Source organism: Streptomyces sp. NPDC051207 (assembly GCF_040682395.1).
In the GTDB taxonomy this organism is placed as follows: Bacteria; Actinomycetota; Actinomycetes; order Streptomycetales; family Streptomycetaceae; genus Streptomyces.
The window spans coordinates 102,348-128,394 of the sequence record NZ_JBFBAX010000021.1 but is presented as its reverse complement, the minus strand read 5'-3'; the positions used below and the strand labels follow the sequence as shown (position 1 = coordinate 128,394).

The 26,047-nt window shown below is 73.2% G+C and carries 21 protein-coding genes and 1 rRNA gene; 18 read left to right on the top strand and 4 right to left on the bottom strand.

From position 1 onward, the window contains the following. From rrf to AB0M97_RS21230, 3 genes are all read left to right on the top strand, one after another. Positions 1-91 (top strand): 5S ribosomal RNA (rrf, locus tag AB0M97_RS21240); the annotation flags it as partial. Positions 92-290: 199 nt separating this feature from the next. Next, positions 291-1,391 carry a hypothetical protein gene (locus AB0M97_RS21235; RefSeq protein WP_365962474.1) on the top strand — a complete coding sequence of 367 codons (1,101 nt, stop codon included), beginning with the start codon at positions 291-293 and terminating at the stop codon, positions 1,389-1,391. Further along, positions 1,370-2,155 (top strand): hypothetical protein, encoded by a 786-nt coding sequence (locus AB0M97_RS21230; RefSeq protein WP_365962479.1) that lies wholly within the window; start codon positions 1,370-1,372, stop codon positions 2,153-2,155. Before AB0M97_RS21235 ends, AB0M97_RS21230 begins: the two co-directional genes overlap by 22 nt. Before the next feature lie 70 nt (positions 2,156-2,225). Here the strand turns inward: AB0M97_RS21230 and AB0M97_RS21225 are convergent, their stop codons facing one another. Next, positions 2,226-3,518: a DUF1015 domain-containing protein gene (locus tag AB0M97_RS21225; RefSeq protein ID WP_365962473.1), complete on the bottom strand. Its 1,293-nt coding sequence runs from the start codon at positions 3,516-3,518 to the stop codon at positions 2,226-2,228. A 73-nt stretch (positions 3,519-3,591) separates the two neighbouring features. Here AB0M97_RS21225 and AB0M97_RS21220 point away from each other — a divergent pair, with 73 nt between their 5' ends. The 4 genes from AB0M97_RS21220 (at position 3,592) to AB0M97_RS21205 (ending at position 7,764) form a co-directional block, all read left to right on the top strand. Continuing rightward, positions 3,592-4,620: an HAD hydrolase-like protein gene (locus AB0M97_RS21220; protein ID WP_365962472.1), complete on the top strand. Its 1,029-nt coding sequence runs from the start codon at positions 3,592-3,594 to the stop codon at positions 4,618-4,620. A 200-nt stretch (positions 4,621-4,820) separates the two neighbouring features. Then, a complete protein-coding gene (locus AB0M97_RS21215; protein WP_365962470.1) occupies positions 4,821-5,864 on the top strand; it encodes an iron chelate uptake ABC transporter family permease subunit in 1,044 nt (347 codons plus the stop codon). Beyond that, a complete protein-coding gene (locus AB0M97_RS21210; RefSeq protein ID WP_365962469.1) occupies positions 5,861-6,898 on the top strand; it encodes an iron chelate uptake ABC transporter family permease subunit in 1,038 nt (345 codons plus the stop codon). The genes AB0M97_RS21215 and AB0M97_RS21210 overlap by 4 nt, the downstream gene beginning before the upstream one ends. After that, positions 6,895-7,764 carry an ABC transporter ATP-binding protein gene (locus AB0M97_RS21205; protein WP_365962468.1) on the top strand — a complete coding sequence of 290 codons (870 nt, stop codon included), beginning with the start codon at positions 6,895-6,897 and terminating at the stop codon, positions 7,762-7,764. The genes AB0M97_RS21210 and AB0M97_RS21205 overlap by 4 nt, the downstream gene beginning before the upstream one ends. Here AB0M97_RS21205 and AB0M97_RS21200 read toward each other — a convergent pair. Further along, positions 7,748-8,095, bottom strand: coding sequence for a sterol-binding protein (locus tag AB0M97_RS21200; protein ID WP_365962467.1), 348 nt, complete (start codon positions 8,093-8,095; stop codon positions 7,748-7,750). The genes AB0M97_RS21205 and AB0M97_RS21200 overlap by 17 nt on opposite strands. Before the next feature lie 42 nt (positions 8,096-8,137). On the opposite strand from AB0M97_RS21200, the gene AB0M97_RS21195 reads away from it, so the two are divergent. The 5 genes from AB0M97_RS21195 to AB0M97_RS21175 all read left to right on the top strand — a co-directional run bounded on the left by AB0M97_RS21195 (position 8,138) and on the right by AB0M97_RS21175 (position 13,496). Then, a complete protein-coding gene (locus AB0M97_RS21195; protein ID WP_365962466.1) occupies positions 8,138-8,437 on the top strand; it encodes a hypothetical protein in 300 nt (99 codons plus the stop codon). A 7-nt stretch (positions 8,438-8,444) separates the two neighbouring features. Beyond that, a complete protein-coding gene (locus AB0M97_RS21190) occupies positions 8,445-9,260 on the top strand; it encodes a TlyA family RNA methyltransferase (RefSeq protein WP_365962465.1) in 816 nt (271 codons plus the stop codon). Further along, positions 9,257-10,162 carry an NAD kinase gene (locus AB0M97_RS21185; protein WP_365962464.1) on the top strand — a complete coding sequence of 302 codons (906 nt, stop codon included), beginning with the start codon at positions 9,257-9,259 and terminating at the stop codon, positions 10,160-10,162. Before AB0M97_RS21190 ends, AB0M97_RS21185 begins: the two co-directional genes overlap by 4 nt. A gap of 149 nt (positions 10,163-10,311) precedes the next feature. Next, on the top strand, positions 10,312-12,054 hold the full coding sequence (recN, locus tag AB0M97_RS21180) for a DNA repair protein RecN (RefSeq protein WP_365962463.1): 1,743 nt from the start codon (positions 10,312-10,314) through the stop codon (positions 12,052-12,054). Positions 12,055-12,359: 305 nt separating this feature from the next. Then, entirely contained in the window at positions 12,360-13,496 is a 1,137-nt protein-coding gene (locus AB0M97_RS21175) for a glycosyltransferase family 4 protein (RefSeq protein ID WP_365962462.1), read from the top strand. 442 nt (positions 13,497-13,938) lie between these two features. Here the strand turns inward: AB0M97_RS21175 and AB0M97_RS21170 are convergent, their stop codons facing one another. Both AB0M97_RS21170 and AB0M97_RS21165 read right to left on the bottom strand, forming a co-directional pair. After that, positions 13,939-15,591, bottom strand: a complete 1,653-nt coding sequence (locus AB0M97_RS21170) for a PucR family transcriptional regulator ligand-binding domain-containing protein (protein WP_365962461.1) — start codon at positions 15,589-15,591, stop codon at positions 13,939-13,941. A gap of 140 nt (positions 15,592-15,731) precedes the next feature. Continuing rightward, positions 15,732-17,534, bottom strand: a complete 1,803-nt coding sequence (locus AB0M97_RS21165) for a glycoside hydrolase family 15 protein (RefSeq protein ID WP_365962478.1) — start codon at positions 17,532-17,534, stop codon at positions 15,732-15,734. Positions 17,535-17,992: 458 nt separating this feature from the next. Here AB0M97_RS21165 and AB0M97_RS21160 point away from each other — a divergent pair, with 458 nt between their 5' ends. The 6 genes from AB0M97_RS21160 (at position 17,993) to AB0M97_RS21135 (ending at position 26,040) form a co-directional block, all read left to right on the top strand. Then, on the top strand, positions 17,993-19,642 hold the full coding sequence (locus AB0M97_RS21160; RefSeq protein ID WP_365962460.1) for a CTP synthase: 1,650 nt from the start codon (positions 17,993-17,995) through the stop codon (positions 19,640-19,642). 83 nt (positions 19,643-19,725) lie between these two features. Then, on the top strand, positions 19,726-20,352 hold the full coding sequence (locus tag AB0M97_RS21155; RefSeq protein ID WP_365962459.1) for an NUDIX hydrolase: 627 nt from the start codon (positions 19,726-19,728) through the stop codon (positions 20,350-20,352). Between the two features lie 207 nt (positions 20,353-20,559). Beyond that, positions 20,560-22,698, top strand: coding sequence for a tetratricopeptide repeat protein (locus tag AB0M97_RS21150; protein ID WP_365962458.1), 2,139 nt, complete (start codon positions 20,560-20,562; stop codon positions 22,696-22,698). 135 nt (positions 22,699-22,833) lie between these two features. Then, the gene (gene ald / locus AB0M97_RS21145; protein ID WP_365962457.1) at positions 22,834-23,958 is read left to right on the top strand and encodes an alanine dehydrogenase; all 1,125 of its coding nucleotides are present in this window, start codon (positions 22,834-22,836) and stop codon (positions 23,956-23,958) included. Between the two features lie 412 nt (positions 23,959-24,370). Beyond that, positions 24,371-25,498, top strand: a complete 1,128-nt coding sequence (locus AB0M97_RS21140) for a ParA family protein (protein WP_365962456.1) — start codon at positions 24,371-24,373, stop codon at positions 25,496-25,498. Further along, on the top strand, positions 25,483-26,040 hold the full coding sequence (locus AB0M97_RS21135; protein ID WP_365962455.1) for a hypothetical protein: 558 nt from the start codon (positions 25,483-25,485) through the stop codon (positions 26,038-26,040). The genes AB0M97_RS21140 and AB0M97_RS21135 overlap by 16 nt, the downstream gene beginning before the upstream one ends. The last annotated feature ends 7 nt before the right edge of the window (positions 26,041-26,047 follow it).

The following is a 26,047-nucleotide window of genomic DNA, read 5'->3' as shown; positions in this document are numbered from 1 at the left end:
GCCCGGTTACATTCCGAACCCGGAAGCTAAGCCTTACAGCGCCGATGGTACTGCAGGGGGGACCCTGTGGGAGAGTAGGACGCCGCCGAACAATCTTTGGAAGGACCCCTGGTCACCAGCGTACAGCTGGGACCAGGGGTCCTTTTTGCTGTCTTGAACACAACACCATCCACAGCGCGCCGGGTACCCGGCCGCGTGAGAATGACTTGCAGTACCGATGACAGGAGTCACCATGTCCACCAACTCTCCCGACGACCGACCGGAGCGCGACCAGCGGCGACGGGACAGTGGTGACCGCGGCGTCCGTAGTGATCGTGGTGGTCAGCGCGGAGACCGTGGCGGCTTCCGTCGGGACAACGACCGCCGCGACAACGACCGGCGTGACAACGACCGTGGTGGATACGGCCGTCGTGAAGGCGACCGTGGTGGTTTCCGACGCGATGACCGGCGTGACGACAGGCGGGACGACCGTCGCGGCGATGACCGTCGTAGCGACGAGCGTCGTGGTGACGACCGTGGTGAGCGTGGTGGTGGGTTCCGGCGTGACGACAACCGTGGTGGCGGGTTCGGCCGGCGGGACGACCGGGACCGTGGGCCGCGCCGCGACGACCGTGCGCCTCGCAGCGGTAGTTTCCGTCGCGACGACCGCCGTGACGACAGGCGGGACGACCGCCGTGACGACCGCGGTGACCGTGGTGCGCGCGGTGACCGTCCCACCTTCCGGCGCGACGACAACCGCGGCGGGGGCGGCGGGGGTCACGGTCGCCGCGACGACCGTCGGGTGGACGACCGTCGCAGCGACGATCGGGGACCTCGCGGCGGTGGCTTCCGGCGTGACGACAGGCGGGACGACCGTCGGGATGACAGGCGGGACGACCGTGGCGGTTTCCGCCGCGATGACAGGCGTGACGACAGGCGGGACGACCGTCGTAGTGACGATCGGCGTGACGACCGGGACCGCGGTTTCCGGCGGGACGACCGTGGTGGTTTCCGCCGTGACGACAGGCGGGACGACCGCCGTGATGATCGCCGCGACGACCGTCGGGTGGACGACCGGCGTGATGTCCGTCGCGACGACCGGCGTGATGACCGTCGGGGCGACGACCGTGGGCCCCGGAGTGGTTTCCGTCGGGATGACAACCGTGGTGAGCGGGGTGGCTTCCGTCGGGACGAGGGTGAGCGCGGTGGGTTCCGCGGGGGACGGGACGACCGTGGTGGCCGTGGGCCGCGTCGGGACGACCGGGGCGGGCGGCCCGGTGGGTTCCGTGGACGGGACGACAGGCGGGACGACCGTCGGGACGACCGGCGTGGCGGCGGTGGCGGCCGGTTCCGTGACGAGCGGGACCGGGACCGGGAGCCGATCAAGCGGCTGCCCATCCCCGAGGACGTGACCGGCGACGAGATCGACAAGGACGTGCGGCAGGAGCTGCAGAGCCTGCCGAAGACGCTCGCCGAGGACGTCGCCAAGAACCTGGTGATGGTCGCGCGGCTGATCGACGAGGACCCCGAGGGCGCCTACGGCTACTCCAGGATCGCCCTGCGGCTGGCCTCGCGGGTCGCTGCCGTACGGGAGGCGGCCGGGTTCGCGGCGTACGCCAACCAGAAGTACGGGGAGGCGCTCGCCGAGTTCCGGGCCGCGCGGCGGATGACGGGCAGCGTGGAGCTGTGGCCGGTCATGGCCGACTGCGAGCGCGGGCTCGGGCGGCCCGAGAAGGCGCTGGACATGGCCGGGGCTCCCGAGGTGCACAAGCTGGACAAGGCCGGGCAGGTCGAGATGCGGCTCGTCGCGGCCGGAGCGCGGCGTGACATGGGGCAGCTCGACGCGGCCATCGTGACCTTGCAGAGCCCCGAGCTGGCCTCCAGCTCCGTCCAGCCGTGGACCGCGCGGCTGCGCTACGCGTACGCCGACGCGCTGCTCGCGGCCGGGCGCAGCGGTGAGGCGCGGGAGTGGTTCGCGAAGGCCGTGGAGTCCGACCGGGACGGCAGCACGGACGCCTCGGACCGGCTCGCGGCGCTGGACGGGGTGGAGTTCGTGGACGCACTCGACGAGAGCGAGGTCGAGGACCAGGTGCACGCCCAGGAACCGGATCAGGACCAGGGTCAGGGTCAGGTCGAGGACGCGGGGGCCGTTGTCGAGAGGCGTGACGAGGACTGACGTCCGCGATCAGTGACATGGGGGGGCGGGATCCGGGAGGGTCCCGCCCCTTCGTGTGTTGCGCCTGGCGTCAGGCGTCCAGCGCCCGCAGTACCAGGCCCGAGGCCGGTTTCGGGCCGAACGACGTTGACTTGCGGGGCATCGTCACGCCCTGGCGGGCCAGGTCGCGGACCACGTCCTCGTGGACCGGGTGCATCAGGACGGCCGTACCGCCGTCGCGTTCTGCCTTGCGGACCGTGGCGGCCGTGTCGTGGATGTAGGCGATGTGTGCCGGGGAGTCCTCGGGGATGCGCCAGACGTGGGCGAGGAGCGTGGCGTGCAGGACCGTCGCGTCGAGGGTGCGCCACGCCATCGGCCGGTCCATGGGGATGGTGCGGGCCAGCAGCTCCGGGTCGGGCCGGTCCACGAGGTGGAAGGCGCCGTCGCCCGCCAGCAGGAACGCGTTGCCGGTCCCGGCCGCGTCGGCGAGGGCGGCCATGGCGTCGGGCAGCGGCACGTCCAGGCGGCGTACCCGGAACAGGCCGTCGAGGGCGGCCAGCGCGTCCGCGACCGGCAGGCCGTGCAGGAGGCGGTGGATGGCGCGGACGCGCAGCGGGTAGCGGGCCGTGTCGACCAGCAGGACCAGGCCGTGGTCCCAGGGGCCGGGGGAGGGGTGCTCGGCGCGCAGCCGGCGGTAGGTGGCCCAGCGGTGGTGGCCGTCGGCGATGAGCGCCTGGTGCTGGGCGAGGTCGGCCTGGACCTTGGCCACGTCGGCGGGGTCGGTGACCGACCAGAGGCGGTGGTGGTGGCCGTCCTCGGTGGTGGTGGCGAGCAGCGGGGGCCGGTCGGCGGTCCGCTCGATCAGCTGGGCGGTGGCGGAGGCGGGGCCGTCGCCGCGGTACGTCAGGAGCAGCGGCTCCAGGTTGGCGGAGGTGGCCCGCATCAGGTCGGCGCGGTCGGCGACGATGTGCGGCATGACGTCCTCGTGCGGCAGGACCACCTGGTCCGCCGGGTCGGTCACGCGCAGCGTGCCGATGACGCCGCGCTGGACCAGGCCGTCGCCGTCGCTCTGCTCGTAGACGTACAGGCCCGGCTCGGGGTCCGTGGTCAGGATGCCCTCGGAGCGCCAGCGGCGCAGGGTGTCGGCGGCCTGTTCGTTGCGGGCGCCGGACGTGGCGGCCTGCGGGAGGATCAGCCGGACGATGTTGTGCGGGTCGGCGCACTGGAGGTGGTGCAGGCCGTCGGGGCGGACGACGACGTCGTAGGGCGGGGATGTCACGGCGGCGAGACTGCCGACCCGGTCGGGGTCGTAGCGCAGGCCTCGGAACGGGGTGAGTTCCAGGCCCCGGCGCGTCGTTGCTTCCGAGTGACCTGCTGGGTTCATCCCGGCATCGTACGTGTGTCAGTGGCATGCGGGATGATCGGGGGAAAGGCGAGCGAACGAGGAGCGATGGGGAATGAGCCAGAGCGTCAGGACGAGGCCCGATGCCAGTGGGCAGGCCCTGAGCGAGGCGTACGACACGGCGCTGCTCGACCTGGACGGGGTGGTGTACGCGGGGGGCGGCGCGATCGAGCACGCGGTCGGGTCGCTCGGGACGGCGCGGGCCGGCGGGATGCGCCTGGCGTACGTCACGAACAACGCGCTGCGGACGCCGGACGCGGTGGCCGCGCATCTGACCGAGCTGGGGATACCGGCGGTGGCCGCCGATGTCATCACGTCGGCGCAGGCGGTCGCCCGGCTGATCGCGGAGCAGGTGCCCGCGGGGGCGCGGGTGCTGGTGGTCGGCGGTGAAGGGCTGCGGGTGGCGCTGCGGGAACGCGGTCTGGAGCCCGTGGAGTCCGCGGACGACGATCCGGCGGCCGTGGTGCAGGGGTTCGGCGGCCCGGAGCTGCCCTGGGGGCGGTTCGCCGAGGCCTGTTACGCCATCGCGCGCGGGGTGCCCTGGTTCGCGTCCAACACGGACCTGACGATTCCGAGCGCGCGGGGCATCGCGCCGGGCAACGGCGCGGCGGTGGAGGTCGTCCGGATCGCCACCGGGGCCGAGCCGCAGGTCGCGGGCAAGCCGCTGCCTCCGATGCACCGGGAGAGCATCCTGCGCACGGGGTCGCGGCGGCCGCTGGTGGTCGGGGACCGGCTGGACACCGACATCGAGGGCGCGTTCAACGGAGGTGTCGACTCGCTGCTCGTGATGACGGGCGTGACGGACGGCGCGCAGTTGCTGGCCGCGCCGCCGCAGCACCGGCCGACGTACGTCGACGTTGATCTGCGCGGTCTGCTCACGGGGCAGCCGGAGGTGGCGGCCGTCGACGGCGGGTTCCGGTGCGGTGGCTGGACGGCGCGGGCCGACGGCGAGCGGCTGGAACTGGACGGTGACGGCAGCGCGCCGGACGGGCTGCGGGCGCTGTGCGCGGCGGCCTGGACGGTGGCCGGGGACGGGGTGTGCGGGCTGGACGCGGGGAAGGCGCTGGCGCGACTGGGGATGTGACAGGGCGTCCGGCCCTTCGGGGCAGGGGGCACTGAGCTGGGCGGTGGTGCCGGGGGCCCGAGGTGACGGTGGCTCGGGATGGTGACTGGGTGGTGACGGCGCCCCGGCACGGTCACTGGGCGGTGACGTGTCTCGGGCGTGGCTAAGAGGTGTCGGCGCCTCGGGATCGGCGGATTGCGAGGGTAGGCTAACCTAACTGCGTGTTGGTCGACAGTCCTCCCGAACAGCGCGCGGAGACCGCCCCCGCGCCCCCCACCCGCCGGGCGATACGTTCCTTCGGGTTGCTCGTCTCCGTCCTGATCCTGATGCTCGTCGCGGTGGCGAGCCTCGCGGTCGGCGCGAAAGAGCTGACCCTGGAACAGGTCTGGCACGGCCTGTTCGAGAGTTCCGGCACGTACGGCGACGTCGTCGTCGACGAGCGGCTGGCGCGCACGGTCCTCGGCCTGCTCGCCGGCGCCGCGCTCGGCCTCGCCGGTGCCGTGCTCCAGGCGCTCACCCGCAATCCGCTGGCCGACCCCGGACTGCTCGGCATCAACGCCGGCGCCTCGGCCGCCGTGGTCACCGCCATCACGTACTTCGGCGTCACGAGCCTGAGCGGCTACGTGTGGTTCGCCTTCTTCGGTGCCGCGGCCGTGGGCGCGCTGGTGTGGTTCCTGGGCGGCAGCCGCGGCGCCACCCCCGTGCGGCTCGCGCTCGCCGGCACGGCGATCAGCGCCGCGCTGTACGGATACCTCCAAGCCGTGATGATCATGGACAGTGCGGCGCTCGGCAAGATGCGCTTCTGGACGGTGGGTTCGCTGTCGTCCGCGACCGACGCGACCGTCAGCCAGGTGCTGCCGTTCCTCGCGGTCGGTACGGTCCTGGCGCTCTGCCTGGCCCGCCCGCTCAACGCCATGGCCATGGGCGACGACACCGCCAAGGCCCTCGGCGCCAACCTGAACCGCACCCGGGCGCTGTCCATGCTGGCCGCGACCGTGCTGTGCGGGGCGGCGACCGCCGCGTGCGGGCCGATCGTGTTCGTCGGGCTGATGGTGCCGCACGTCGTGCGCTCCTTCACCGGACCCGACCTGCGCTGGATCCTGCCGCACGCCACGCTCCTGGCGCCCGTGCTGCTGCTCGGCGCGGACGTGCTCGGCCGGATCGTCGCCCGGCCCTCGGAGCTCCAGGTCGGCATCGTGACCGCGATCCTCGGCGGACCGGTCTTCATTCTTCTGGTACGACGGCGGAGGACGGCGCAGCTGTGAAGACCAACCGTGCGGTGCGCACCCCGGGCGGCCTGTCGGTCCGGCTCGACGTGCGCGCCCTGACCGTCGTCGTCCTGCTGCTGGTGGCCGCGTTCGCCGCGAGCGTCGTGCTGATCGGCACCGGCGACTTCCCCATCGGCGTGGCCGACGTGCTCAAGACGCTCGCCGGGCAGGGCAACGCGGGCCAGGAGTTCATCGTCAACGAACTGCGGCTGCCGCGGGTCCTGGTGGGCCTGCTGGTCGGGGCCTCGCTGGGGCTCGGCGGCGCGCTGTTCCAGTCCGTCTCCCGCAACCCGCTGGGCAGTCCGGACGTCCTCGGCCTCGGCCAGGGCGCGACGGCCGGCGCGCTCGTGATGATCGTGCTGTTCTCCGGCAGCGCCGCCCAGGTCACGCTCGGCGCGCTCGTGGGCGGGCTGGCGACCGGTCTCGCCATCTATCTGCTGGCCTGGAAGCAGGGCGTGCACGGTTACCGGCTGGTCCTGGTCGGTATCGGTGTCAGCGCGATCGCCACCGCGGTCAACGGCTATCTGCTCACCAAGGCCGACCTGGTCGACGCGGCCCGGGCCGTCGTGTGGATGACCGGTTCCCTCAACGGCCGCGGCTGGGAGCAGTTCTGGCCGCTGCTCGCGCTGTGCGCCGTCCTCGTGCCGCTCGTCCTCGCCAACGCGCGCGGCCTGCGGATGATGGAGATGGGCGACGACGTCGCGTACGCCCTCGGGGTGCGCGTCGAGCGGGTGCGGGCGCTGCTGATGGTCGCCGCCGTCCTGCTCACCGCGTCCGCCACCGCCGCCGCGGGCCCGGTCGGCTTCGTCGCGCTCACCGCGCCCCAGCTGGCCCGGCGCCTGACCTGCTCGCCCGGACCGAACCTGCTGCCCGCGATGTGCATGGGCGCCGCCCTCCTCGTCACCGCGGACTGGGCCTCGCAGCGGGCCTTCGGCGCCGACCAGCTGCCGGTGGGCGTGGTCACCGGCGTCCTCGGCGGTGTCTACCTGCTCTGGCTGCTGGTCACCGAACGCAAGGCGGGCCGGATATGAGCGCCGGCAGCACCGGCAGCCACACCAGCAGCGGGCCGAACAACCCAAGGAGCACCGTGAACCGCCTGTCCGCCGAGAACGTCACCCTCGCCTACGACCAGCGCGTCATCGCCGAGCAGCTGTCGGTGGAGATACCCGACCACTCCTTCACGGTGATCGTCGGCCCCAATGCCTGCGGCAAGTCCACCCTGCTGCGCGCGCTGTCGCGGATGCTCAGGCCCAGCGAGGGCCGGGTGCTGCTCGACGGGCAGGTCATCCAGTCGATGCCGGCGAAGAAGGTCGCGCGGACCCTCGGGCTGCTGCCCCAGTCCTCCATCGCCCCCGACGGCATCACCGTCGCCGACCTCGTGGGCCGCGGCCGCTACCCGCACCAGGGCATCCTGCGGCAGTGGTCCACCGAGGACGAACGCGTCGTACGGGAGTCGATGGCGCAGACCGGCGTCGCCGAACTCGCCGACCGCTACGTCGACGAGCTGTCCGGCGGCCAGCGCCAGCGCGTGTGGATCGCCATGGCGCTCGCCCAGCAGACGCCGCTGCTGCTGCTCGACGAGCCGACGACGTACCTGGACATCCAGCACCAGATCGACGTCCTCGACCTGTGCGCCGAGCTGCACGAGGAGCAGGGCCGCACCCTCGTCGCCGTGCTGCACGACCTCAACCACGCCGCCCGGTACGCCACCCACCTCGTCGCGCTGCGCGGCGGGCAGGTCGTCGCCCAGGGCGCGCCGAACGACATCGTCACCGCCGAGCTGGTCGAGGAGGTGTTCGGGCTGCGCTGCCAGGTCATCGACGACCCGGAGACGGGCACGCCGCTGGTGGTGCCCGCCGCGCGCAAGGCACGCCTCGCGGCTACAGGAGCTTCCTGAGCCGGAACAGGTCGAACAGGCCGGCCTCCAGCTTCACCCGGCCCGAGCCCCACGCCTTGGCGAAGTGCAGGTCGCCGTCGACCAGCGCCACGAGGTCGTCGCCGGTCAGGGCGAGGCGGATCTGCGCCCTGGTGGGAGGCGGGCCCTCGACCGTGTCGTCCACCTCGATCCGGCCGCCGCCGAGACGCCCGACGAACGTGACGTCCAGGTCGGTGATCCGGCAGCTCACGGTGCGGTCCAGGGCGGCGGCCTCGCGCACGTCGCCCTCGGCGCCGCTCATGCTGTCCGAAAGCTTCTCCAGTGCCGCGCGGCACTCCTCGATCGTCGCCATCACGGCCGACGGTACCCCAGGGCCACGCGGTAGCGTCGGGGCATGAACGACGCAGTCCCGGAGCAGCAGACGCCCCAGGAACCGGCCGACGTGACGGCACCGGACCCGGCCGGCCACGACCCGGCCGCCACCGCCCCGCTGCACGTCCCCCGCACCCCCACCGGCAACGCCGATGTGGACGCCCTGCTGGAGCGGCTGGCCGACGCCGACCACCTCGCCACCGACGGTCACACCGAGGTGTACGAGGATGTACACCGGGGGCTGCGCGACGCGCTCACCGCGCTCGACGCCCGCCCGGGACCTCCGGTCCCCCCATCGACGTACCACCGACAGGGGAGCTGAACCGAACGTGGCAGGAGTCGCACGCCGCCGTCTGGACGCGGAGCTGGTCCGCCGGAAGCTGGCGCGCTCGCGGGAGCACGCCGGGCAGCTGATCGCGGCCGGGCGCGTCACCGTCGGCAAGACCGTCGCGACCAAGCCCGCCACCCAGGTGGAGACCGCCGCCGCGATCGTCGTGGCCAAGGACGACAGCGACCCCGACTACGTCTCCCGCGGCGGCCACAAGCTCGCCGGGGCGCTCGCCGCCTTCGTGCCGCGGGGCCTGGTCGTCGAGGGCCGCCGGGCCCTGGACGCCGGCGCCTCCACCGGCGGCTTCACCGACGTACTCCTGCGGGCGGGCGCCCGGCACGTCGTCGCCGTCGACGTCGGATACGGGCAGCTCGCCTGGTCCCTGCGGAGCGATGAACGCGTCACCGTCAAGGACCGTACCAACGTACGCGAGTTGACCCTGGAGGCGATCGACGGGGAGCCGGTGGACCTCGTCGTGGGGGACCTGTCCTTCATCCCGCTCGGGCTGGTGCTGCCCGCCCTCGTGCGGTGCGCGGCGCCGGGCGCGGACCTGGTGATGATGGTCAAGCCGCAGTTCGAGGTGGGCAAGGAGCGGCTCGGCAGCGGTGGTGTCGTGCGCAGCCCGGAGCTGCGCGCCGAGGCCGTGCGCGGGGTCGCCGCGCGCGCCCGGGAACAGGGACTCGGGGTGTGCGGGGTCACCGCCAGTCCGCTGCCCGGCCCCTCGGGCAATGTCGAATACTTCCTGTGGCTGCGGGCCGGGGCTCCGGAACTGGACCCGGCCGACGTTGACCGCGCAGTGGCGGAGGGGCCGCGTTGACACAGAACCGGGCACGTACTGTTTTCCTGCTGGCCCACACCGGGCGGCCCGCGGCGATCCGCAGCGCCGAACTGGTGGTCAAAGGGCTGCTGCGCTCCGGGCTCGGCGTGCGGGTGCTGGAGGCCGAGGCGGTCGACCTGCCGCTGCCGGACGAGGTGGAGACCGTCAAGGACGCCACCGCGCAGTGCCTGGACGACTGCGAGCTGCTCATCGTGCTGGGCGGGGACGGCACGCTGCTGCGCGGCGCCGAGTTCGCCCGCGCCTCCGGGGTGCCCATGCTCGGCGTCAACCTCGGGCGGGTCGGGTTCCTCGCCGAGGCCGAGCGGGACGACCTGGACAAGGTCGTCGACCGGGTGGTGAGCAAGGAGTACGAGGTCGAGGAGCGCATGACCGTCGACGTCGTCGTGCACCGCAACGGCGACATCGTGCACACCGACTGGGCGCTGAACGAGGCGGCCGTGCAGAAGGTGTCCGCCGAGCGGATGCTGGAAGTGGTGCTGGAGATCGACGGGCGGCCGGTGACCGGCTTCGGCTGCGACGGGATCGTGTGTGCGACACCGACCGGGTCGACGGCGTACGCGTTCTCCGCGGGCGGCCCGGTGGTGTGGCCCGAGGTGGAGGCGCTGCTGATGGTGCCGATCTCGGCGCACGCGCTGTTCGCCAAGCCGCTGGTGACGTCGCCGGACTCGGTGCTGGCCGTGGAGGTGCTGCCGCACGTCCCGCCGGGGGTGCTGTGGTGCGACGGGCGGCGGACCGTGGAGCTGCCGCCGGGGGCGCGGGTGGAGGTGCGGCGGGGGACCGTGCCGGTGCGGCTGGCCCGGCTGCATCACGCGTCGTTCACGGACCGGCTGGTGGCGAAGTTCGCGCTGCCGGTCTCCGGGTGGCGGGGGGCGCCGCACTAGGGGCCTGCGAGGGCCCGTTCGCGGACCGTGGGTGGGTGCGGCTGCGCCATGGCTCGTCGCGCAGTCGCCCGCGCCCCTTTCCGGCGTCGCCACTCCGTCGGGTGACCCCCGAGGGCGGGGCCCGTCGCCATCGCCCTCCCGGACCTCGTATGGTCGGGTGCGTGCTTGAGGAGATGCGGATACGGTCGCTCGGAGTCATCGACGACGCTGTCGTCGAGCTGTCGCCCGGCTTCACCGCCGTCACCGGCGAGACGGGTGCCGGCAAGACCATGGTGGTCACCAGCCTCGGACTGCTGCTCGGTGGGCGCGCGGACCCGGCGCTGGTGCGGATCGGCGCCGGGAAGGCGGTCGTGGAGGGGCGCATCACCGTGCCCCCGGACGCCGCCGTCGCCCTGCGCGCCGAGGAGGCCGGCGCCGAGCTGGACGACGGGGCGCTGCTGGTCAGCCGTACCGTCTCCGCGGAAGGGCGGTCCCGGGCGCACCTCGGCGGACGCAGTGTGCCCGTGGGGGTGCTGGCCGAGCTCGCGGACGAGCTGGTGGCCGTGCACGGGCAGACCGACCAGCAAGGGCTGCTGAAGCTGTCCCGGCAGCGGCAGGCGCTCGACCGGTACGCCGGGGACGCGGTCGCCGTGCCGCTCGCCAAGTACACCGAGGCCTACAAGCGGCTGCGGGCCGTCTCCGCCGAGCTGGAGGAGATCACCACGCGTGCGCGTGAGCGGGCCCAGGAGGCCGACATGCTGCGCTACGGGCTGGAGGAGATCGCGGCCGTCGAGCCGCGCGCCGGTGAGGACGTGGAACTGGCGGAGGAGGCCGAGCGGCTCGGGCACGCGGAGGCGCTGGCGTCGGCGGCGACCGCCGCGCACGCCGCGCTCGCGGGCAACCCGGAGGACCCCGAGGGTGTCGACGCCGGCACGCTCGTCGCGGGCGCGCAGCGGGCCCTGGACGCCGTACGGTCGCACGACCCGGCGCTGGCCGCGCTCGCCGACCGGATCAGCGAGGTCGGGATCCTGCTGCGGGACGTCGCGGGGGAGCTGGCCGGGTACGCCGACGACCTGGACGCCGATCCGCTGCGGCTGGCGGCCGTGGAGGAGCGGCGGGCCGCGCTGACCGGGCTGACCCGGAAGTACGGCGAGGACGTCGCGGCCGTGCTGGAGTGGGCCGAGCGCGGCGCCCAGCGGCTGACCGAGCTGGACGGCGACGACGAGCGGATCGGGGAGCTGACCGCCGAACGGGACGCGCTCCGTGCCGAACTGGGCGGCCTCGCGCAGGCGCTGACGGACGCGCGGACGGACGCCGCCGAGCGGTTCGCCGCCGCCGTGACCGCCGAGCTGGCCTCGCTCGCCATGCCGCACGCGCGCGTGTCCTTCGACATCCGGCAGACCGAGGACCCCGAGGGCGTCGTGGTCGGCGGGCGCCCGGTCGCGTACGGGCCGGCGGGCGCCGACGAGGTCGAGCTGCTGCTCGCGCCGCACCCGGGGGCTCCGCCGCGGCCCATCGCCAAGGGCGCCTCGGGCGGTGAGCTGTCGCGCGTGATGCTCGCGGTCGAGGTGGTGTTCGCGGGGACCGATCCGGTGCCGACGTATCTCTTCGACGAGGTCGACGCGGGGGTCGGCGGCAAGGCGGCCGTGGAGATCGGGCGGCGGCTCGCACGGCTGGCGAAGACCGCGCAGGTCGTCGTGGTGACCCACCTGCCGCAGGTGGCGGCCTTCGCCGACCGGCAGCTGCTGGTGGAGAAGACCAGCGACGGCTCGGTGACCCGGTCCGGCGTGAAGGTCCTCGAAGGGGAGGAACGCATCCGGGAACTGTCCAGGATGCTGGCCGGCCAGGAGAACTCGGAGACGGCCCGCGCCCACGCGGAGGAACTCCTGGAGACGGCCCGGGCCGAGGTCTAGCGGCCCTGGCCTTGTGGCTTCCCAGCGGTCTGCGGATGGAGCGCGTACGGGTGACTCACCGGGGCGTCGGGCGCGGTGCTCGGCGCCGCCGGCGTGGGCTCGGGCGCAGGTGCGCTTGAGTCACTCGTGCGGGTGAGCCGGGGGGACGGGGCGGAGGGCCTCGCGCCCCCGGCGTGCCCGGAACACGCGTACGTGCTGGCATCCTTGGCGGTGTACACGGACGCATCGCGCCCTGCACCCCCGGTACGCGATCCTTCTGTACGTTCTTCGTGACCGCCCGACGCCGAACCAGGAGCCCCGGCCACGTGACCCCCGTGAGCAGCCCCTCGCCGCACGGCCAGTCGCCGCTGCGCACCGTGCAGGTGCTGGGCGGAGGCAACGCCGGCTGCAGCGCCCACGTGCGTTCCCTGGCCGCGGGCCTCGTCGCACGGGGCGTGAAAGTCACCGTGTGCGCCCCCCTTGAGGCCGCTCGCACCTACGACTTCGCCGGCGTCGGCGCCGACCACGTGCACGTGCCCCGCAGCAGCGACCCGGCGTCCGTGACCGCGCTGCGGGCCGCCTGCGCGAACGCCGACCTGGTGCACGCGCACGGGCTGCACGCCTCGTTCCGCACGGCGCTCGCGCTCAGCGGACGGCCCGTCCCGTTCGTCGTCACCTGGCACAACCGCCCCCGCGCCGAGGGAGCCCGCGCCCACCTGCTGCGCCTGCTGGAGCGGCGCGTCGCCAGGGCCGCCACCGTCGTGCTCGGCACCACCTCGTACCTCGTCGACCTGGCACGCCGGACGGGCGCCCGTGACGCGCGGCTGGCCGCCGTCGCCCTGCCCCGGCCCCGCAGGACCGATGACCCCGACGGCTCCGAGGGACGACGCGCCAAGGTCCGGGCCGAAGTGGGCGCCATGGACCGTCCCTTGCTGATGGCCGCCGGTGCCCTCGACGCGTACCGGGGGTACGACGCCCTGCTGGACGCCTCCCGCGCGTGGCGCCGGCTCGACCCGGCGCCACTCGTCGCGATCGCGGGGGAGGGGCCGCTGCGCGGCGCGTTCCAGTGCCGCATCGAGCGCGAGAAGCTGCCGGTGCGGCTCCTCGGGCGGCGCGACGACCTTACCGCCCTGCTCGCCGCCGCCGACCTCGCGCTGCTGCCCGGCAGCCGGGAGTGCCGGTCCGTGCTCGCGCAGGAAGCCCTCCACGCGCGCGTGCCGCTCGTCGCCGCCGACACCGCCGGCATCCGCGAACTCGTCGGCGACGCCGCCGAACTCGTCCCGGCCGGCAAGTCGGAGGAGCTGGCGCGGGCCGTCGTCCGGCTGCTGGACGACCCCGGGCGCCGGAGGCTGCTCAGCGGCCGGGGTGCCCGGCAGGCGGCCACGTGGCCGACCGAGGACGAGACGGTCGCCCAGGTGCTGAGCGTGTACGACGAACTGACGCAGCCCAGGCCGCTGGTGTGAGCGACCCCGTTGCCTTGGCAGGTCGCGGCAGGTCGTCTCCGGGTGGACGGACGCCCCGCTGATCGCCGGGCGCCGACGGCCGCCCTTCGCGGCGCCGATCGCCTTCGCGGCGCCGACCGTCGTCTCCGCCCGCGGACCCTGGGCCCCCGAGCCGCATCCGCGGCCCCTGCGGCGCTGATCGTCGTCCCCGCCTGCGGACGTCTGGCCGCCCGGTCCGCATCCCCGGTCCTCGCCTCTGCGGTGCGGTCCGTGAGCCCGCCCGCGGACTCTGGGCTCCCGAGCCGCATCCGCGCCCCCGTCCCTGCGGTGTCGGCCGTCGTCCCCGCCTGCGGACCTTCAGGCCGCCAGGTCCGCACCCGCGGCCCTCGCCCCTGCGGCGCCAGTCGTGAGCGCCCGCCCGCGAACTCCGGGTCCCCGAGCCGCACCCGCGGTCCTCCCGCCCTCAGCCCCGCTGTGCCACGTGCCGCCGTGCCCGCAGGGCGAGGCTGAGGGCCAGGACCGTCTGCGGGTCCTCCAGGTCGGTGCCCAGCAGCTCGCCGATGCGGGCCAGGCGGTTGTAGAGCGTCTGGCGGTTCAGGTGCAGCTCGCGTGCCGTCTCCGCCTTGCGGCCCGCATGCGCGAGGTACGTCTCCAGGGTGGGCAGCAGCGGCGGTTTCGAGCGGTGGTCGTGGTCGTGGAGCGGGCCGATCGCCCGGTCCACGAAGGCCGCCAGGTCGGGATGGTCGCGCAGCCGCCACAGCAGCAGGTCGATGTCCAGGCGCCGGGCGTCGTACCAGGGCCGGTCCGGCAGCCCCTGCGCCGCGGTCGCCGTCTCCGCCGCGTGCCGCAGCCCCGCCGACGCCGCCGCCCAGCCGCCGGCCACCCCGACGACCACGACGGGCGGCTGCGCCCCCGGCCGCTGCATCCCGGCTCGCTCCACACCCGCCCGGAGTGCCGCCGCGACCCGGTCCGCGAGCGCCGGCCGGTCCGACTCCGAGCGCAGGCCCAGCAGCAGCGGCACCCGCCCCTCCACCGGCCGCACGCCCAGCAGCACGGGCACGCCCACCGAGGCCAGCTCCTCCGCCACCGCGCGGGCCAGCACCGCCCAGCGCCCGCCCGGGTGCAGCGCGTCGCCGAGCCGCATCACCACCGGCAGCAGCGGGCCGTCGCCCGGCTTGAACCCGAGCACCCGTGCCTGCGCCGGAGCCTCCTCGGCCGGGATACGGCCCTCCGCGAGGTCGGTCAGGAAGTCGCCGCGCCCGCGCGCCGCCAGCTCCTCCTCCTGGCGGGCCTGCATCAGCACCACGGCGAGGATGCCCGCCGCCCGCTCCGCCGCCATCCGGTGCACCGGCGCGAGCGGCGACCGCACCGGCAGCAGCGCCAGGCGCGCCCGCACCGAACCCGCGCCCGGCCCGCCGCCGGGCACGTCCACCAGCACCGAACCCGCGGGCGGCGGCACGTCCTTGTGCTGGCCGCGCAGGCCCTCCCACACCTGCAACGGCTCCGCGCCCTCGGGCCCGGCCCCGGCGGCGTACAGGAGCTGACCGTCCGCCGTCTCCAGGAAGACCGGGTTGCCGCCGAAGTCGGCCAGAATGCCGAGCACCTGCGGCACTCCGCCGCCGCCCAGCAGGGCCTGTGTGCAGCGGCGGTGCACCTCCTCGGCGCGCTGCAGCAGCGCGTAGTGCCCGTTGACGATCTCGGTGTGGATCTCCTCCGTGACCGTCACGAACGGCACCTCGCGGTGCAGTTGGACGAGCGGCAGCCCGGTCGCCCGTGCCGTGTCGACGAGCGCGGCGGGCAGCCGCGCGAAACGCGGGCCCAGCTCCACCACGAGGGCGGCGATGCCGCGCTCGGCCAGCGTGCGCACGAACGCGCGCTGTTCGGCCGGGCGGGCGCCGAGCCCGTAGCCCGTGGTCAGCAGCAGTTCGCCGCCCTTCAGCAGCGACGCGATGTTGGGCACCTCGCCCGCGTGCACCCAGCGCACGGTCCTGCCCAGCCGGTCGCCGCCCGCGAGGATCTCGGGCAGCCCGCTGCGCAGTCCGGGCAGCTCCAGTGCCCGCCGCACGGTGATCCCTGCGCCGTGGGTGTCGAATCCCCTGTCCCTGCCGCTGTCCATGGGCCGGACGCTACCCGCGCGCGGGCCCCGGCGGCATCTCGCGGCGGGCGAGCGGCCAGGGAGGTGAGGGCCGCGGCCGGCGGCACGGGCCCCGGCGCAACCGGGGACCCGTGCCGGGCGGGCCCCCGGCGGACGCCCGCTCAGCCCCCGTACGCCCCGGACGCCGTCAGCCGCAGCGCCGTGTCGATCAGCGGCACGTGGCTGAAGGCCTGCGGGAAGTTGCCGACCTGGCGCTTGAGGCGCGGGTCCCACTCCTCCGCCAGCAGACCGAGGTCGTTGCGCAGCGACAGCAGCTTCTCGAACAGCTTGCGCGCCTCGTCCACGCGGCCGATCATCGCCAGGTCGTCGGCCATCCAGAACGAGCAGGCCAGGAAGGCGCCCTCGTCGCCGGGCAGTCCGTCGACGCCCGCGTGGTCGCCCTCGGTCGGGTAGCGCAGGATGAAGCCGTCCGGCGTGGACAGCTCCCGCTGGATCGCCTCGATGGTGCCGATGACGCGCTTGTCGTCCGGCGGCAGGAAGCCCATCTGCGGGATCAGCAGCAGCGACGCGTCGAGTTCCTTCGAGCCGTACGACTGCGTGAACGTGTTGCGTTCCTTGTCGTAGCCCTTCTCGCACACGTCCCGGTGCATGTCGTCGCGCAGCTGCTTCCACTCCTCCAGCGGGCCGTCGGCGTCCCCGGACTCGATCAGCTTGATGGTGCGGTCGACGGCGACCCAGGCCATCACCTTGGAGTGCACGAAGTGGCGGCGCGGACCGCGCACCTCCCAGATGCCCTCGTCCGGCTCCTGCCAGTGCTTCTCCAGGTAGCGGATCAGCTTCAGCTGGAGCAGCGAGGCGTAGTCGTTGCGGGCCAGGCCCGTCATGTGGGCCAGGTGCAGAGCTTCGGTGACCTCGCCGTACACGTCGAGCTGGAGCTGGTGCGCGGCGCCGTTGCCGACCCGGACCGGCGCGGAGTTCTCGTAGCCGGGCAGCCAGTCCAGCTCCGCCTCCCCGAGTTCGCGCTCGCCGGCGATGCCGTACATGATCTGCAGGTTCTCCGGGTCGCCCGCCACCGCGCGCAGCAGCCACTCGCGCCAGGCGCGGGCCTCCTCGCGGTAGCCGGTGCGCAGCAGCGACGACAGGGTGATCGCCGCGTCCCGCAGCCAGGTGTAGCGGTAGTCCCAGTTGCGCACGCCGCCGATGTCCTCCGGCAGGGAGGTGGTGGGCGCGGCGACGATGCCGCCGGTCGGCGCGTACGTCAGCGCCTTGAGCGTGATCAGGGAGCGGACCACGGCCTCCCGGTAGGGGCCGTGGTACGTGCAGTGCTCGACCCACTCGCGCCAGAAGTCCTCCGTCGCCTCCAGGGACTGCTCCGGCTCCGGCAGCGGCGGCGGCTCCTTGTGCGAGGGCTGCCACGAGATGGTGAGCGCGATCCGGTCACCCGGCGCGACCGTGAAGTCCGAGTACGTGGTGAGCGACTTGCCGTAGGTCTCGGTGGGTGTGTCGAACCACACCGAGTCCGGGCCCGCCACGGCGACCGTGCGCCCCTCGTGCTTGTGCACCCACGGCACCACGCGCCCGTAGGAGAACCGCATCCGCAGGGCCGAGCGCATCTTCACGCGGCCCGAGACGCCCTCCACGATGCGGATCAGCTGCGGGGCGCCGTCACGCGGGGGCATGAAATCGGTCACGCGGACCGTTCCGCGACCGGTGTCCCACTCCGACTCCAGGACGAGCGAGTCGCCGCGGTAGCTGCGCCGGGCGGCCCGGGGCGGCTCCTCGTCCGGCGCGTGCGCGGGGCCGATCCGCCAGAAGCCGTGGTCCTCGGTGCCCAGCAGACCGGCGAAGATGGCGTGCGAGTCGAAGCGGGGCAGGCACAGCCAGTCGACCGTGCCGTCCCGGCAGACCAGGGCGGCGGTCTGCATGTCTCCGATGAGTGCGTAGTCTTCGATGCGCCCGGCCACGTGCAACTCCAGTCGAACGGCCACGTCGCCCCGTGGTGGGGCTGTCGCTGATGCGGTCAAGGGGTCGTTGTAGTGCGTTGTTGAGCGACGAAGCAAAGCAGTTGCCCCGCTGTGGGGCAAAACCACAATTATTGCTCAACGAACTGACGAGCTCTCGTTGTTCCGGGGCTCACGGGCGGGGGTGGTGCCGTTTTGCCGGCCGGGCTCGGCAGCGATGTCCGAGCAGGATACGACGCACGTAGATGCTCTGTGTGCCGCTCTGGGGAACGGGGCTACGCCGAAAGGGTGAGCCACGGGTGCGAAAGCGTTGAATGTCGCGCGTACGTGTCGGTCCGTGTGCGCAGCGTGGCCGGACGCCTTCGGTGCCCGGCGCTGATACCCTGGTAGCCCGTGGACCGGTGGGCGAGAAACCCCCGAACCGCAAACCGAACCGCGACCACGGGAGCCCCCTCTTGGCCATGCCGCCCAAATCCTCGACGACCAAGCACATCTTCGTCACGGGGGGTGTCGCCTCCTCTCTCGGCAAGGGCCTGACGGCCTCCAGCCTCGGCATGCTGCTCAAGGCCCGCGGCCTGCGCGTCGTCATGCAGAAGCTCGACCCGTACCTGAACGTCGATCCGGGCACGATGAACCCCTTCCAGCACGGTGAGGTGTTCGTCACGAACGACGGTGCCGAGACCGACCTCGACATCGGACACTACGAGCGCTTCCTCGACCGTGACTTGGACGGCACGGCCAATGTCACTACAGGGCAGGTCTACTCGACGGTCATCGCCAAGGAGCGGCGCGGCGAGTACCTGGGCGACACGGTGCAGGTCATCCCGCACATCACCAACGAGATCAAGCACCGCATCCGCCGCATGGCGACGGACGAGGTCGACGTCGTGATCACGGAGGTGGGCGGCACGGTCGGCGACATCGAGTCGCTGCCCTTCCTGGAGACCGTCCGCCAGGTGCGGCACGAGGTCGGCCGGGACAACGTGTTCGTCGTCCACATCTCCCTGCTGCCCTACATCGGGCCGTCGGGCGAGCTGAAGACGAAGCCCACCCAGCACTCGGTCGCGGCGCTGCGCAACATCGGCATCCAGCCGGACGCCATCGTGCTGCGCTGCGACCGCGAGGTCCCCACCGCCATCAAGCGCAAGATCTCCCTGATGTGCGACGTCGACGAGGCAGCCGTGGTCGCCTGCCCCGACGCCCGCTCGATCTACGACATCCCGAAGGTGGTGCACTCGGAAGGGCTCGACGCCTATGTCGTCCGCAAGCTGGACCTGCCCTTCCGCGATGTCGACTGGACCACGTGGGACGACCTGCTGGACCGGGTCCACAACCCGGACCACGAGATCACCCTGGCCCTGGTCGGCAAGTACATCGACCTGCCGGACGCCTACCTGTCGGTCACCGAGGCGCTGCGCGCGGGCGGCTTCGCCCACAAGGCCCGCGTGAAGATCAAGTGGGTCACCTCGGACGACTGCAAGACCCCGGTCGGCGCCAAGGCCCAGCTGGAGGACGTGGACGGCATCTGCATCCCCGGCGGCTTCGGCGACCGGGGCGTGCTCGGCAAGGTCGGCGCGATCAAGTACGCCCGCGAGAACAAGATCCCGCTGCTGGGCCTCTGCCTCGGCCTGCAGTGCATCGTGATCGAGGCGGCCCGCAACCTGGCCGGCATCTCGGACGCCAACTCCACCGAGTTCGACCCGGCCACCGCCCACCCGGTCATCTCCACCATGGCCGAGCAGCTCGACATCGTGGCGGGCGAGGGCGACATGGGCGGCACCATGCGGCTCGGCATGTACCCGGCCAAGCTTGCCGAGGGCTCCATCGTGCGCGAGGTGTACGACGGCAAGGAGTACGTCGAGGAGCGCCACCGGCACCGCTACGAGGTGAACAACGCCTACCGCACCGAGCTGGAGAAGCAGGCGGGCATCCTCTTCTCGGGCACGTCGCCGGACGGCAAGCTCGTCGAGTACGTGGAGTACCCGCGCGAGGTCCACCCGTACCTGGTCGCCACGCAGGCGCACCCCGAGCTGCGCTCCCGCCCCACCCGTCCGCACCCGCTGTTCGCCGGCCTGGTCAAGGCGGCGGTCGAGCGGCAGCAGGGCAAGTAGCACGCCGGTTGTACGGTGGCCGGGGCGCGCCTGTTCACGGGGCGCGCACCCGGCCGTCGTACGTGTGGAAGGACAATCAGGGCATGACGATCAAGGACATTCCCGAGGAGTGGGAGATCCGGGCGACGGAGACCCCCTTCGTGGGCAACAAGACCTCCGTCCGCACGGACGACGTGGTCATGCCCGACGGCACGGTCGTCACCCGCGACTACCAGGTCCACCCCGGCTCGGTCGCCGTCCTCGCCCTCGACGACGCGGACCGTGTCCTGGTCCTGCGCCAGTACCGCCACCCCGTCCGGCACAAGCTGTGGGAGATCCCGGCCGGGCTGCTGGACGTCCCCGGCGAGAACCCGCTGCACGCCGCCCAGCGCGAGCTGTACGAGGAGGCCCACGTCAAGGCCGAGGACTGGCGCGTCCTGACCGACGTGTACACCACCCCCGGTGGCTGCGACGAGGCCGTACGGATCTTCCTCGCGCGCGGGCTGTCCGAGGCCGAGGGGGAGCGCTTCGCGGTCGAGGACGAAGAGGCCGACATGGAGCTGGCGCGGGTGCCCCTCGAGGACCTCGTGCGCGGGGTGCTGGCGGGCGAGCTGCACAACAACTGCCTGGTCGTCGGCGTGCTGTCGCTGGTGGCCGCGCGCGCCGGCGACGGGATCGAGGCGCTGCGCCCGGCGCTGGCGCCCTGGCCGGCGCGCCCCTTCGAGGCCTGAGCCGTCCTGCGCGGGCGTCCTTCGTATCCCGGGACGCCCGCATCCGCACCTCCGCATACCTCCATCGTGTGACCATCGGCTGATCCGATCGGGGGACGTGTCCGCCGCGCTCCCCACGGTTCGTCGCAGAGCGTGAACTAGGCTCTGGAAAGCCCGATCCGGAGTCCCGGCGGGCGCCCGGAGTGCGGTAGGACGGGAGTGTGGCCCGTGACGGATCAGGCAGTGGACACAGACGGCGCGCAGCTGTCCGGACACGCTGCTGCGGAGGGCCGGTTCCTGGGCCGCACACGGGAGTTGAAGGAACTGCGCGCCGACATCGAGCGCGCGGGCCTCGACACCCTCTCCGGCCGCAAGGCGCCACGCGCACGCGTGCTGCTCATCGCGGGCAGGCCCGGCTCGGGCCGCACCTCACTGGCCGGGGAACTCGTGCAGCAGGTTGCGGAGCGTTACCCCGACGGGGTGCTGCGCGCCCGCCTCAGCGAGCCCGACGGCACGCCCGTGCCCACCGGCCGCACCGCCCGTGAGCTGCTCACCGCCCTCGACGTGAGCGCGCCGCCCGGAGCGGACGACGACGACCTCACGGCGGCCCTGCGCGACGCCCTGGCGGACCGCAGGGCGCTGCTGCTGCTCGATGACGCGGCCGACGCCGAACAGGTCGACGCCCTGCTCCCGGACAGCCCCGACTGCCTGGTCGTCGCCGTCGCCGAGGGCCCGCTGACCGGGATCGCCGACGTGCGGCCCTGCACGCTGGGCGGCCTCGACACCAAGTCGGCCGTGGAGCTGCTGTCCCGGTACACCGGTTCGGTCCGCGTGACCGTCGACCCGCGTGCCGCCGAGGACCTGGTCGAGGCGTGCCAGGCCCACCCCACCGCGCTGAGACTGGCCGGTGGCTGGCTCGCCGCCCGCCCGAAGGCCGCCGTCGCCGACCTCGCCAAGCAGCTGCACGCCGAGGGCGACGACGGCACCCCCCTCACGCGCGTCTTCCGGCTCGCCCACGCCGCGCTGCCCGGTCCCACTGCCCGGATGCTGCGCCTGCTCAGCCTCGCCCCGGCCGGCCTGGTCGACCCGCACACCGCCTCCGCGCTGGCCGGCTGCTCGGTCGGCGGCGCCCGCACCACCCTGGACGACTTCGTCGCGCTCGGCCTGCTGCGGGCCGTGGACTCGCCGGTGCCGCAGTACGAGGTGCCGGGCTGCCTGCACCCGCTGCTGAGCGCCCTCACCGAGGCCCACGACCGCCCGGCCGAGATCCTGCTGGCCCGCGCCCGCATGCTGGAGCGGACGGTACGGCTGCTGCAGTCCTGCCGCGCCATCACCGAGACCGACAGCCCGCAGGCCCGCGAGAAGCTCCTCGGCATGCCGCGCTCGCTGCGCTTCCCCACCCCGCGCGCCGCCGCCGACTGGCTGCGCCTGCGCCGCCCCGCGCTGCTCGCCTCGGCCCGCCTCGCGGTCGCCGACGGGGAGCTGGACACGCTGGCGCGGCGCCTGATGTCCCAGCTGGTCCGTGCCATGGTCGCGCACTTCGGCACCCAGGCCGCGGCCGCCGACCTGTACGGGGTGCACCGGCTGGTCCTCGACGTCGCCGAGCGCCGCGACCTGCCCCGCGAGAAGGCCGCCGCCCTGCTGAACCTCGGCGACCTCGACGCCCGCACCGGCCGCACCGCCGAGGCCCTGACGCGCTACCGGGCCGCCCTGGACGCCGGGCGCGCCGCCGACGACCCGTACGCCACCGGCCGCGCCATGGAGTCCATCGGCGGCGCCCACCTGGAGCTGGGGGACTACGACCGGGCCGCCGACTGGTTCGGCCGCGCCCTCGCCCAGCGCCTCGCCCGCGACGAGCGCGACGACGCCGCCCGGCTGTACGGCCGTATCGGCACCGCGCACACCTACGCCGGGCGCTACGGCGAGGCCATGCGGCACTGGCGGGCGGCCGTCGCCGGATACCGCAGGGCCGGCGACGTGCCCGCCTACGCCCGGGCGCTCAGCGAGCTGGCGCGGGTCCAGGAGTACGCGGGGCGCTTCGAGGAGTCGCTGCGCACCTGCCAGGAGGCGGTCGAGTGGGCGCGCCGCGCCGAGGACGTGCGGTTGCAGGCCGCGCTGCACCTCAGGCTCGCCGACACCCTGGAGCGCCTCGGCGACCCCGCCGCCGCCCGGCTGCACCGGGGCGCCGCCCGGCGGATGCTGGGAGAGGAACCCCAGGAGAGCGAGCCCGGGCCCGAGGCTTTCGTGGCCGGTGAGGAGGCGGCATCCGCGCCCGCATCGCAGGCCTTCGGACCCCAGCAGCAGCCCTCGGAGCAGGGACAAGAGCCCAGTGCCTGCGAAATCCGCAGTACATCCAGTGCAGATTGATGCAATGAAAGGCTAGACAGCGGGAACACCTTCATTAGACTGGCTCTGCCGCACGTTCTCCTGCGGTCTCTCCCGGTGTGCCCCCGCACGCCCGGGTATGTCATGCAATACCCCCTGTCCCCAGAGCCAAGGACCGTGATCGACGTGAAGGTCGGCATCCCCCGCGAGGTCAAGAACAACGAGTTCCGGGTGGCCATCACCCCCGCCGGTGTGCACGAGCTGGTGCGCCACGGCCATCAGGTCGTCATCGAGCGCGGTGCGGGCACCGGCTCCTCGATCACGGACGACGAGTACGTCGCCGCCGGTGCCGAGATCCTCGGCACCGCCGACGAGGTCTGGGCCGCCGCCGACCTGCTGCTGAAGGTCAAGGAGCCCATCGCCGAGGAGTACCACCGCCTCCGCAAGGACCAGACGCTCTTCACCTACCTGCACCTGGCCGCCTCCAAGGAGTGCACGGACGCCCTGCTGGAGTCCGGCACCACCGCGATCGCCTACGAGACCGTCGAGCTGCCCAGCCGCGCGCTGCCGCTGCTCGCCCCGATGTCCGAGGTCGCGGGCCGGCTGGCCCCGCAGGTCGGCGCCTACCACCTGATGCGCGCCAACGGCGGCCGCGGCGTGCTGCCCGGCGGTGTCCCGGGCGTCACCCCCGCCAAGGCCGTCGTCATCGGCGGCGGCGTCTCCGGCTGGAACGCCACCCAGATCGCCGTCGGCATGGGCTTCGACGTGACCCTGCTCGACCGCGACATCAACAAGCTCCGCGAGGCCGACAAGATCTTCGGCACCAAGGTCAAGGCCGTCATGTCCAACTCCTTCGAGCTGGAGAAGGCCGTCCTCGACGCCGACCTCGTCATCGGCGCGGTGCTCATCCCCGGCGCCAAGGCCCCGAAGCTGGTCACCAACGAGATGGTGGCCCGCATGAAGCCCGGAAGTGTCCTTGTCGACATCGCGATCGACCAGGGCGGCTGCTTCGAGGACTCCCGTCCCACCACCCACGCCGAGCCGGCCTTCCCGGTCCACGAGTCGGTCTTCTACTGCGTCGCCAACATGCCCGGCGCGGTGCCCAACACCTCCACCAACGCCCTGACCAACGCCACGCTGCCGTACATCGTCTCGCTCGCCAACAACGGCTGGGTCGACGCGCTGCGCCGCGACCCGGCGCTCGCCAAGGGCCTCAACACCCACGACGGCAAGGTCGTTTACAAGGAGGTCGCCGAGGCGCACGGCCTCGACCACGTCGAGCTGGACTCGCTGCTCGGCTGACCGTCCGGCCGACCGGCACGATCAAGTCATCACGAGGTAAAGGCGATACGTCAACACGGGTCGTCAACCTCGTACATCCGGCCGGACCTTGCCCGACAAGGTCCGGCCGGATGTGTGTATGGTCACTTTGCGGCTCTCGGTCAACTCGCCTCGAACGTAGCCCTTCGACCGATTCGTACACCGGCGAAACCTGCCGTGCGACGGCCGTACGCCCTTGACAGAGGGATGTTTCATTGCCGACACATCAGGCCGGGTCCGGCGGATTGTGTTGCTGCGGACGCCCGACACGCCATAGAGTCGCCAACCGTCGGCATGGTGCCACGCTGACCTGTCTAGAAGTTTCCTGGTCACCAAGGAGGTAAGACGACTTGTGAATGAGTCGACATTTACTCCCGGGGGTGGTCAACCAGGAATGCCTGCACGGGGCCAGGGTCCCGCGGGGTTCGAGGCTGTCGGCTCCGTCGCAGTGCGCACCTTCGCAGCCCACCAGAGTCAGCAGGCGACTCAGACAGCACACCCGAGCATGGATGGCCATCACGTGAACGCCAAGGCCGGCGACGGAAGTGGCGCGCCCCACAACCATTTCGCCGCCTACGACGAACTGCCCGAGGGTCACTTCTACGACCCCGACGCCGAGTACGAGCCCGATCCGGAGTACGCGGCGACGCTCGCGCCCGACGCGGCCCGTCAGCGCCGTGAGCGCATCGGCCCGACCGGGCGCCCGCTGCCGTACTTCCCGATCCCGGGCCCGCTGACCGACCACGGACCCGCGAAGATCATCGCGATGTGCAACCAGAAGGGCGGCGTCGGCAAGACGACGTCGACCATCAACCTGGGTGCCGCGCTCGCGGAGTACGGACGCCGGGTGCTCCTCGTCGACTTCGACCCGCAGGGCGCGCTGTCGGTCGGACTCGGCGTCAACCCGATGGAACTCGACCTCACCGTCTACAACCTGCTCATGGAGCGGGGCATGGCGGCCGACGAGGTGCTGCTGAAGACGGCGGTCCCGAACATGGATCTGCTGCCCAGCAACATCGACCTGTCGGCGGCCGAGGTCCAGCTGGTCTCCGAGGTCGCCCGCGAGTCGACGCTGCAGCGGGCGCTGAAGCCGCTGCTGCCCGACTACGACTACATCGTCATCGACTGTCAGCCCTCGCTCGGCCTGCTCACGGTCAACGCCCTGACGGCCGCGCACAAGGTGATCGTGCCGCTGGAGTGCGAGTTCTTCGCACTGCGCGGTGTGGCCCTGCTGACGGAGACCATCGAGAAGGTCCAGGAGCGGCTCAACCCGGAGCTGGAGCTCGACGGGATCCTCGCCACGATGTACGACTCGCGCACGGTGCACAGCCGTGAGGTCCTGGCGCGTGTCGTCGAGGCGTTCGACGACCACGTCTACCACACGGTCATCGGGCGTACGGTGCGCTTCCCGGAGACCACGGTCGCCGGCGAGCCGATCACCACGTACGCCTCCAACTCCGTCGGTGCCGCCGCCTACCGCCAGCTCGCCAGGGAGGTGCTCGCCCGGTGTCACGCCGAGTGAGTCTGCCGGGGGCCGACGAACTCTTCCGTACGACAGGGGGGATGGCGCTCCAGGCGTCCACCCCCCGGCGCCAGGCCAACGGCGAGCCCCGGGTGCCGCCTCCCGCGGGGGAGAGCGATCCGGCGGCGTCGGCCGAGGACGCGCCCCAGTCGGTGCCCGCCCAGGGCGGCGACGGCGTCGGCCCGGAACACGTCGCGGCGGACGCGCAGCCGGTCGACGCGGAGTCCCGCAGCCGGTCCGGCGCCGCGGGGCCCGCGCGGCGCCAGGACGCGGCGGAGGGTTCCGCCGCCGCGCCGCGCAAGCGGGGCCGGGCCGCCGCGCGGCGGCCCAGCGGCCGGGAGCGGCACGACGAGAAGATCACCGTGTACGTGTCCGCCGAGGAGCTGATGGACCTGGAGCACGCGCGTCTGGTGCTGCGCGGGGAGCACGGACTGGCCGTCGACCGCGGGCGGATCGTCCGGGAGGCGGTCGCGGTGGTGCTCGCGGACCTGGAGACCCGCGGGGACGCCAGCATCCTCGTACGACGGCTGCGTGGGCGGTAGCGGTAGC